Source organism: Shigella sp. FC1967 (genome assembly GCF_001743005.1).
Taxonomy (GTDB): domain Bacteria; phylum Pseudomonadota; class Gammaproteobacteria; order Enterobacterales; family Enterobacteriaceae; genus Proteus.
Genome location: NZ_MIIZ01000466.1, coordinates 1 through 9,115 on the forward strand (window position 1 = coordinate 1; position 9,115 = coordinate 9,115).

At 38.6% G+C, this 9,115-nt stretch carries 10 protein-coding genes and 1 pseudogene; 3 read left to right on the forward strand and 8 right to left on the reverse strand.

Translation table 11 applies throughout. The annotated features are described in order from the left end of the window. On the reverse strand, positions 1-446 hold a 446-nt coding region (locus BHE89_RS04005), incomplete at its 3' end, for a DNA-formamidopyrimidine glycosylase family protein (RefSeq protein WP_128860312.1). A gap of 313 nt (positions 447-759) precedes the next feature. On the opposite strand from BHE89_RS04005, the gene BHE89_RS27345 reads away from it, so the two are divergent. Together BHE89_RS27345 and rfaL are read left to right on the forward strand one after the other, a co-directional pair. Beyond that, the gene (locus tag BHE89_RS27345) at positions 760-1,011 is read left to right on the forward strand and encodes a hypothetical protein (RefSeq protein WP_286145871.1); all 252 of its coding nucleotides are present in this window, start codon (positions 760-762) and stop codon (positions 1,009-1,011) included. 120 nt (positions 1,012-1,131) lie between these two features. Further along, entirely contained in the window at positions 1,132-1,815 is a 684-nt protein-coding gene (gene rfaL / locus BHE89_RS27350; protein ID WP_286145872.1) for an O-antigen ligase RfaL, read from the forward strand. Positions 1,816-1,892: 77 nt separating this feature from the next. Here rfaL and BHE89_RS04015 read toward each other — a convergent pair whose 3' ends face one another. From BHE89_RS04015 to radC, 7 genes and pseudogenes are all read right to left on the reverse strand, one after another. Then, positions 1,893-3,077, reverse strand: coding sequence for a glycosyltransferase family 4 protein (locus tag BHE89_RS04015; RefSeq protein ID WP_069366918.1), 1,185 nt, complete (start codon positions 3,075-3,077; stop codon positions 1,893-1,895). A 2-nt stretch (positions 3,078-3,079) separates the two neighbouring features. Further along, positions 3,080-4,186 (reverse strand): glycosyltransferase family 4 protein, encoded by a 1,107-nt coding sequence (locus BHE89_RS04020; RefSeq protein WP_128860313.1) that lies wholly within the window; start codon positions 4,184-4,186, stop codon positions 3,080-3,082. Positions 4,187-4,189: 3 nt separating this feature from the next. Next, positions 4,190-5,192: pseudogene (locus BHE89_RS26865) on the reverse strand (glycosyltransferase family 9 protein). Between the two features lie 137 nt (positions 5,193-5,329). Then, a complete protein-coding gene (locus BHE89_RS04030) occupies positions 5,330-6,457 on the reverse strand; it encodes a glycosyltransferase family 4 protein (RefSeq protein WP_069730318.1) in 1,128 nt (375 codons plus the stop codon). Positions 6,458-6,605: 148 nt separating this feature from the next. Beyond that, positions 6,606-6,773 (reverse strand): 50S ribosomal protein L33, encoded by a 168-nt coding sequence (gene rpmG / locus BHE89_RS04035; protein ID WP_006534250.1) that lies wholly within the window; start codon positions 6,771-6,773, stop codon positions 6,606-6,608. A 10-nt stretch (positions 6,774-6,783) separates the two neighbouring features. Beyond that, complete coding sequence (gene rpmB, locus BHE89_RS04040) at positions 6,784-7,020, reverse strand: 50S ribosomal protein L28 (RefSeq protein WP_036914542.1); 237 nt, start codon at positions 7,018-7,020, stop codon at positions 6,784-6,786. Positions 7,021-7,267: 247 nt separating this feature from the next. Further along, positions 7,268-7,939, reverse strand: coding sequence for a RadC family protein (gene radC, locus BHE89_RS04050; RefSeq protein ID WP_069366891.1), 672 nt, complete (start codon positions 7,937-7,939; stop codon positions 7,268-7,270). 302 nt (positions 7,940-8,241) lie between these two features. Between radC and coaBC the strand changes: the two genes are divergently transcribed. After that, positions 8,242-9,115 (forward strand): bifunctional phosphopantothenoylcysteine decarboxylase/phosphopantothenate--cysteine ligase CoaBC (gene coaBC / locus BHE89_RS04055; protein ID WP_128860314.1); only part of this gene is annotated, 874 nt, incomplete at its 3' end.

Below are 9,115 nucleotides of genomic sequence, written 5' to 3' on the forward strand. Positions count from 1 at the left end.
TTTTTCGATTGTTGATAGAGATATTCAGCATTAAATTCATCCGAAAGCGGCTCTGGCCCTAAATGGGCTAATACCGAGCTTGTGGCTAAATCTTCGCACCATAGCCAAGCACCAAAGCGTCGAGGATCGGTATAACGCAGTACCTTGCCATCACGAAAAACCAAATCGATATGATCATGCTTTTCTTCAGGTTGTTCCTCTAATAATATGCGTACACTTCCTGACATCCCTAAATGGATAATGATCCATCCTGTATTAAGCTCGACTAGCAAATATTTAGCACGCCGTTTTACGCTTAAAATAGGCTCATCCAGTAAGGTTTTTATTTTTTCTGAAACAGGCCAACGTAGTTTACTGTTACGCACAATGGCATAGTGCAATACATTGCCGACAAGATGAGGCTCAATACCTCGACGACTGGTTTCAACTTCCGGTAATTCAGGCACAGATGGCTCCATTAATATCAGATAAGAGATACAGCGATAAACATATTTTTATTGTATGATCGACATCCCTAAAAGTATAAAGGACGATAGCAGATTATTATGATGGTGTTTAAAGACTATAGTAAAAAATCCCTGTGGAATTTATCCATTATTGGGCTTTACATTATATTGATCTATTTACCGGATATCACCCGCTATAAAAATATTGTGATGGGATTAAATTGGTGCAACCGCACTGTGGTATCTGGTACGTGATTTTAAGACTATCTGCAAAATCTTTAAAAATAATCTGGCTTTCTCGTTGCTGTTTTTATTGCTGACTATTGGTTATTCCATCCTAATTTCTGTCGAACCCAGTATCAGTATAAAAGAAATTAATAAACCCATTTTAAATGGCTTACTGCTCTTTGCTGTGACCTTTCCAATCGTATTATATAAAGAAAAACCGACCGATATTGCCAAAATGGTAATGGTGGCTTTTGCGATTGGGTTATTGGTAATTATGGCTAAAGAGTTGGTGCAGTATTATTTGGAGTATCAGAAAATATTTGGCCTTTTACAATAAAAAGTCAGCGATTACATCGTGAAATATCCTATGCTCTTCTATTTTTCTTCCCCATTATATTCACTTTATGGGCTTTAAAAAAAACAAAACACCATTATTAATTGGCTATTATTAACGGTTGTGAGTTTAGCATTTATTTTTATCATGTTAGGCACCTTAGCACGCGGTGCATGGGTGGCATTAGCGGTTAGCACGCTACTTATCTTCGTTATTAATCGCCAATGGTTACTGATAATAATAAGTGCGTTAACCTGCACTCTATTATTTATTGGTGCGACAAATTTACCAACAAATCCTGTTATCAGTAAATTACTTCAACATAAATTAACTCAAACTAATAGTGGATTACGTTTTGATAACGGTACCCAAGGCTCAGCGTTAGATCTGATTTTAGAACAACCGATAAAAGGCTATGGTTATGGCAATCAGCTTTACCATAATGTCTATAATGAGCGAGTTAAAGAACATCCAAAATGGATATTTAAAAAGTCTATTGGACCCCACAATGTCTTTTTAGCTTTTTGGTTTGCAGGGGGGATTTTAGGATTGATTGGTATTCTCTATTTCTGCGCTTCAATAATCGCGCAAGGCATTCAGCTAATAAGAAAAAACCAAGGGATTATTCGCCAAGCGGCTTTAGTGCTATTAATGTCATTTTTAGGAGTCTATGTACTACGAGGACTCTTTGAAAATGCCTATATTAATCAAGTGGGTATTTTGGTGGGGTTAATGTTGGCATTGCGTTATTCGCTATTAAATAATCTATCAACAACAGTAGATATGGATAATAATAGAAATATTTAATAGCCATCTCTATGACTTAAAAAACTATTAGCCTGTTTACCATTTCTAATGAGTAAACGGGCAATAGAAACCGAGTATTAATGACGGCGAGCATTTTTTAGTGTTGTTTGAATAAGAGTCAATGTCTCTTTCGCGCATTTATCCCAATTGAATCTTTCAATAATAAACGAAAGTGCCTTATTTGTTTTCACTTTAGCAGTGTTGGGGTTATCAATGATATGTTCAATCGCCTTCGCAAAACTAGCCGCATTGCCACTCGTCGCAAATTCCACTAAATCATCATCAATAACACTACGAATTGAAGGCAAATCTGAAATCACAATAGGTTTTTTCATCGCCATATATTCAAATAGCTTTAACGGTGAAGTATAACGCCCCCCCATACTGCTATCTGTAAGTGGTAGAACACAAATATCGGCGTTAGCAATCACTTCAAAACGCTTCACTGGTTCAATATATCCCATAAAACAAATGCGATCAGAGACACTTAATTTATTAGCGAGATTTTCTAAAACAGCAATTTGCTCTGGTTTACCACCGGCAACATAAAGGCGAACTGACTTTAATAAAGGTAAAGCATGAATAATAGTAGGAAGCCCTTTCCATGGATGAAGACTACCTAAATACAATACTCGCGTTTCATCTTGACGTCTTATCAAGTCACCTACTTTTTCTTGTGCTTGCGCGGCTAATAAATCAACACCATTAGGCGTAACATAAATCGGAGTTTCAATATGGTAGATATTAATAATGTCTTCTTTTATTAATGGTGTTTTTACAAAAACAGCAGCACACTGCTGATAAACCATGGCTTCTATTTTTAATAATTTAGCCAGTTTTCGTTGATTTTTAGGGTTCTGTAGATCATGAGATTCACGAAAAGACTGAGAAAAAACTTCATGCCCTTCAAAAAAACAAGGAATTTGTGGGTGTTTACGTAATAAATAGTGCGCCATTTTTAAATTACGGGTAAATATGGCATCAACAGGATTTTTTCTTAACCATGTAGAGACCTGATGATTAAATATTTTCTGGCTATTAAATGGGAAAAACCATTTTTTTCGTATATTTTTCAGTCCAGTAAAAGAAACATTCTTATCTATATCCCGTCCCAAAAAAGTATCTGCCGTGATTAATGAAACTGGAGATACCATATGTACCAAACAACCATTACGAGCCATTGCATCAATCATTTGAACAACCTGCAAGGATGCGACTCGATAATCGGGTACGGGATAAGGATCTATATAAGCAATTTTCATCATTATAATTTTAATGCCTGTAATAAACGTTGTGCAGAATGTTGCCAAGTATAACGTGTTTCTATACGGATACGTGCATTCTCACCCATTGCTTTTCCTCTATCAGGTAATTGACGGAGATGATTAATTGCCATCACAATTTCATCTGCATTGCCTGGGGCGACTAATAATCCCGCAGTCCCTTCATTACCGACAACTTCAGGAATACCGCCGATATGACTGGCAATTACTGGTTTTGCGCATGACATTGCTTCTGCAATCGTAATACCGAAGGCTTCATCGCCTGTACTTGGGAAAATACCTGCATCACTGGCGGCATAAAACTCAGGTAACATATTATGATCAACAGGTTGATGAAAAATAACTTGCTCTGCAACACCTTTAGAAATCGCTTTCTTTTTTAATCGCTCAAGATCATCACCTGCACCAATAATCAAGAGCTTAACATCTTCACCTTTTAACTGTTCTATGGCATCGATTGCAACACTTAACCCTTTCCAACCGACTAATCGCCCAGCAAATGAGAGTAAAAAAGTCGATGTATTTATACCTAATTGCTCTCGCAATGCGGTGTGCATCGGTTTAAATTTTTCAATATCTACGCCATTATAAATTACACGAGGAAATTGCTTAAAATGATGTTGAATTTGCCAAGCATTAAAGTGACTACATGCAACCCATGCTGAAATTTTCTTACCTAATTGGCGATCGCCTTTGAAAAAAACTGGTGCCCCCCACTCATATAGCAAAAAACGCGTTGAGGATGATTTAGGCATCATAGAAGGCCAAAAAAAATCGAAAGGCTTCGTTAAAATAATCCAATCAAAATGTTGGCTGATAACCTCTTTTTTAGCGTGTCGTGCAAAAGTATAGCGCTCAACAATACGGCGAAAACGTCCCCCCAGATCAATCACTTTATCTCTTGGGGTATAGGGGTAAGTGTGTACCTGTATTTGGCGTCCTGCCAGATTGTGTCGAATATCGCCATTGCCACCATAAAGATGAACTTCATGCCCAGCATCATGTAATTGCTTAGCCAGTTCCCAAACGGCTGTTTGGATCCCGCCATAAGACATGGTGATTGTGACATCAATTATACCGATCTTCATGAATTACTTTTTCACCTTTATTCCATCAATGATATTACGCACTGCATTCCACACTTCTTCGACTGATATTTCAGCCATATTATCTTCACGGCGGGCATTTTCCAACGACGTTGGATGTTGGATAACCTGACAACAAGAATGTTGTAATGGGGCTAAATAGCGCCCTGGGTGATAGCTATGATATAACGCCACCATTGGAATATCTAAAGCCCCTGCTAAATGTGTAGGTCCTGTATCTACCCCAACATAAAGCGATAAATTCGCCATAATTGCCGCATTTTGTCGCATTGAAACTCGACCTGCTAAGGCTAAACAATGGTCTTCACCGATTTTTTTAGCTAAATCAATGGATAATTGTTCACTTTCTTTACTACCTAATAGCAAAAAGTACGTACTCGCGTCATGGGTAATAATCTGTTTTGCTAATTGCAGAAAATTTTCCACGGGCCAATCTCGATAGGCCTTAGCGGGAAAAACTTTGCAGTTGAAAACCAATAATATTCTTATTAATTAATGAATTATCGTTTAAAAATTGTTGTGCAAAAGTCGCTTCTTCATCACTGACAAAGTAACGTAATTGCCAACAACTCGGATAAATCCCTAATGCATTAATTAATAAGGCACGCTCTTTTTGTGCCACCATCGGCGACTTAGGACGCGCAATCCAAGTCACATTGCCTTGCTGCTGAGACATATCAGCAAAAGCAACCGTATGATGAGATTGGCGGCGAGCATAACTCACCAATTCACGATCATTACCGTATACCAAAGCCAAATCATAAGGCTTATGGGGTAACCAACCTGACCAAACAGCACTTCTTTTAGAAAAATGTCTAATACCCTCAATATCAGGGTTATGCTCAAGAATGCATGCGCTACGCTTATGTGCAAATACATGAATATGAGCATTGGGCCAGCGCTGTTTTAAGGCATGAATAACGGGAGTGATAAGTAATGTATCACCAAAACGCGCTACCGCTATAACCAATATATTTTTTGGATCCATATGCTTTTTATTTGGCTTAAATTGATACATTTACTTCTTAGACTATACACTAAAAAGTATTACAAATATTCATCAATAAGATGAATAAACCCCATTGATAAGAGATAATAGTTTCACGACTTTATTATCAACATTAATCATACTGATTTATTTTTACCGTTGATTGCCTGAATAAAGATCCTTTCCATCTTATCTAACATATTATCTAAACCAAATCGTGAAACAGCATGTTCAAGCGCCGCTTTTCCCATCTGTTCACGCAATTCATCTGAGCGCATTAATTTAGCTAAGTGACTGGTTAATAATTCTTGTACTTGCGGTGCTAATGTAAATCCGGTTTTACCATCAATAACCGCTTCACTAATCGCTCCCACGGTTGTAGAAACAACGGGTAAACCACAGGCCATTGCTTGCATAATCCCTTGCGGTACCCCTTCATTACCAAAAGACGGTAGCGTAAAGAGATCCATTGCATTTAAACAGTCAGGCACGTCATTACGATTACCAAGAAAGAAGATACTTTGTGATAATCCTGCCTCTTTGACCATCGGCTCTAAATTTTTACGTTGAGGTCCATCACCAACAAAAATTAATTGCCAATCAGGAAACTGCTGATGCAATGATTTCCATGCTTCTACTAAATATTTATATCCTTTCCACACTCGCATAGTCGCCACAATACCTAACGTTGGTTTATTCGGTATTCCTATTTTTTCCCTAGCTTGTGCTTTGTTTTGTGGAAAAAAACGTTGCAAATCAATTCCAGTAGGCACTGATGTCATTTTTTCTAATGGAAATTTATTATGCTGATGGAGAGTCTGTCGTAATTTTTCACCCGTTGTGACAACATGGGCACTGGATGAAAGATAAAGCCACCGTGTTGGTAATGAACGAGAAACATCCGTAGAAACATGACGCGTTCGAACAACCACAGGGGAATGGCGTAATGTGGCACAAGAAGCGGCAACTAACCATGCATCCGTTGAACTATGAGTATTGATCACATCAAATTGGTGACGATGTAATTTCAGCCATTGACGAAATGCTTTTAATGCTGATGCGCGTTTTTTCTCAATCGGTAATGTAAAAACCTCAATACCATAATCAGGCGCAGCCTTAGCTATTTTGGATGTAGGACAGCACACTAATGCTACTCGGTGCCCTCTGCGGATCATACCTTGAGATTCCGTCAGTATACGAATTTCCTGACCACCCCACCCACAAGATGATTCTGTATGTAATATTGATAATACTGACTTACTCATCCGCAATCCATTTATCTGATGATTTAAAAGAGCCATAGTATAACTAAAGAGCCAACGAAGATCACAATAGCTTTACTTTGTTATACTTAGCGAGCTTCAGATAACAAAAAACCCGACACTAAGGTCGGGTTTTTTAAGAAAACTAAAATTATTTAATTTTAGCTTCTTTATAAAGCACATGTTGACGAACAACTGGATCGAATTTTTTCATTTCCAGTTTTTCTGGCATAGTGCGTTTGTTCTTCGTAGTGGTATAGAAGTGACCTGTACCAGCAGAAGAAACGAGTTTAATTTTCTCGCGAATACCTTTAGCCATTTTTCAGCTCCTAGAACTTCTCACCACGGGCACGTAAATCTGCTAATACAGATTCGATGCCTTTCTTATCAATCACACGCATACCTTTAGCAGATACGCGCAGAGTTACGAAACGTTTCTCAGACTCAACCCAGAAACGGTGAGAGTGCAGGTTTGGCAGAAAACGGCGTTTAGTCGCGTTTAATGCGTGAGAGCGGTTGTTTCCACTCACAGGACGCTTGCCGGTAACTTGGCAGACTCGGGACATGTCTATTCTCCAAAAATCTAATCAGCTCGAGCTTTAATATCAGGTTTGACCGCCTCGTCAGGCTTTGGAGCCCATCTCAGCAACTTTTAACGATTGAAAAACTGTGTAAACACCTCAGAAAAAACTTGCTGAGATAGGCTCTTCTCGCCAAACCCAAGATCCTCAAAGGTGGCGTAGTATACGCCCAATGGCCTCAACGCTCAAGACCCGTACAAATAAAGATTGACAATAATTACAAAAATATTCGCTACAACCACCCTCGTTCAGCAAACGAAACACAATCATCATGCCCTATCACAAGGTGATCGAGTACATTTACCCCCACTAATTGGCAAGCAGTAAAAATTTTTTCTGTGATTTCTTTATCTGCAAGACTTGGTTCGCAAACACCAGAAGGGTGATTATGAGCAAGAATGATGGATGTTGCATTCTTTTTTATTGATTGGCGGACAATTTCTCTCGGATGCACTTCAACTCGGTTAATTGTTCCTTTAAACATCTCTTCAAATGCAATCAATTGATTTTGATTATCCAGAAAAAGAACTACAAACACTTCCCGGTCTCGCCAATGAAGTAATTTTTGTAAGTAATACTTTGTCTCTTCAGAAGAAGAAAGGACATTTTTATACATAAATTGTGTTGTGGAAAAACGCTGTGCCATTTCATTGATAGCTTGTAACTGGGTAAATTTTCCCACACCAATGCCTTTAAAACGCCCTAATGTTTCATAATCTGCATTAAGAACGTGATAAAGAGAACCACACTCTTTAAGTAGAAAAGCTGCTAATTCTAATACCGATTTTTCATAAGTACCGGTCCGTAAAAAGAGCGCTAATAACTCAATATCAGTGAGTGATCCCACGCCATAAAGTAATAATTTTTCTCGAGGTAAAAGTTCACTAACCGATTGATTTTCCATCCGTGGACTCCTTAATAAGTCAAGGTAATGGTATTCATGATCTATTTTATTTATTCACATAAATATTGGGCTTTAGGTGAAGCATTAGTCATCATAAAATGCCAATCATAAAACAACTGTTGTTTTATACAGCTAAATTACTATAAACTGCACATCTTGTATAAAAAAGACACATATCAAATTTATGCGAGAGTAATCGCAAAAATTTAACATATAAAACATAAAGTTACATAGAATTCCGAATTCACGATGACCTTGTGGTAAAATTACGGACAATTATTTATGTACTTAGGCATTTCATCATGACTACACTTCACGACAAAAAGATTATTCTTGGTATCAGTGGTGGTATTGCGGCCTATAAAGCACCAGAACTTGTACGCCGTTTACGTGATAAAGGTGCGATTGTGCGAGTTGTAATGACACCCGCGGCCCATGCATTTGTGACGCCGCTGTCACTACAAGCCGTTTCTGGTTTTCCTGTTGCTGATGATTTACTTGATCCAGCCGCAGAAGCCGCTATGGGGCATATTGAATTAGGTAAATGGGCTGATTTAATTCTACTTGCACCTGCAACTGCCGATCTTATTGCACGTTTACGAGTGGGTATGGCAAATGATTTACTTACCACCCTCTGTTTAGCGAGTAGTGCACCTGTCGCTATTGCGCCAGCAATGAATCAGCAAATGTACAGAGCCACAATTACACAAGAAAATTTATCAGCATTAGAACAACGTGGCTGTTTAATTTGGGGGCCTGATTCGGGTAGTCAAGCTTGTGGTGATGTAGGACCAGGGCGAATGTTAGATCCTCTCGCACTCGTCTCATTAACGGAAAAACAACTTGCTTTACAACCTCAAGATTTTGCTGGTAAGAAAATCACGATAACCGCAGGACCGACTCGTGAAGCTTTAGATCCCGTGCGTTTTATCAGTAATCATAGCTCAGGGAAAATGGGGTTTGCGATTGCACAAGCAGCCGCATTACGTGGCGCTGATGTCACCCTTATCACAGGACCTGTCACATTACCGACACCCGCTTGTGTTAAACGTATTGACGTTGAAAGTGCACAAGAAATGTATGAACAAGTGATGCTAATCGCACCTTCACAAGATATTTTTATTGGTTGTGCGGCTGTTGCTGATTACCGCGCTAAACTTATCGCGGCTGAAAAAA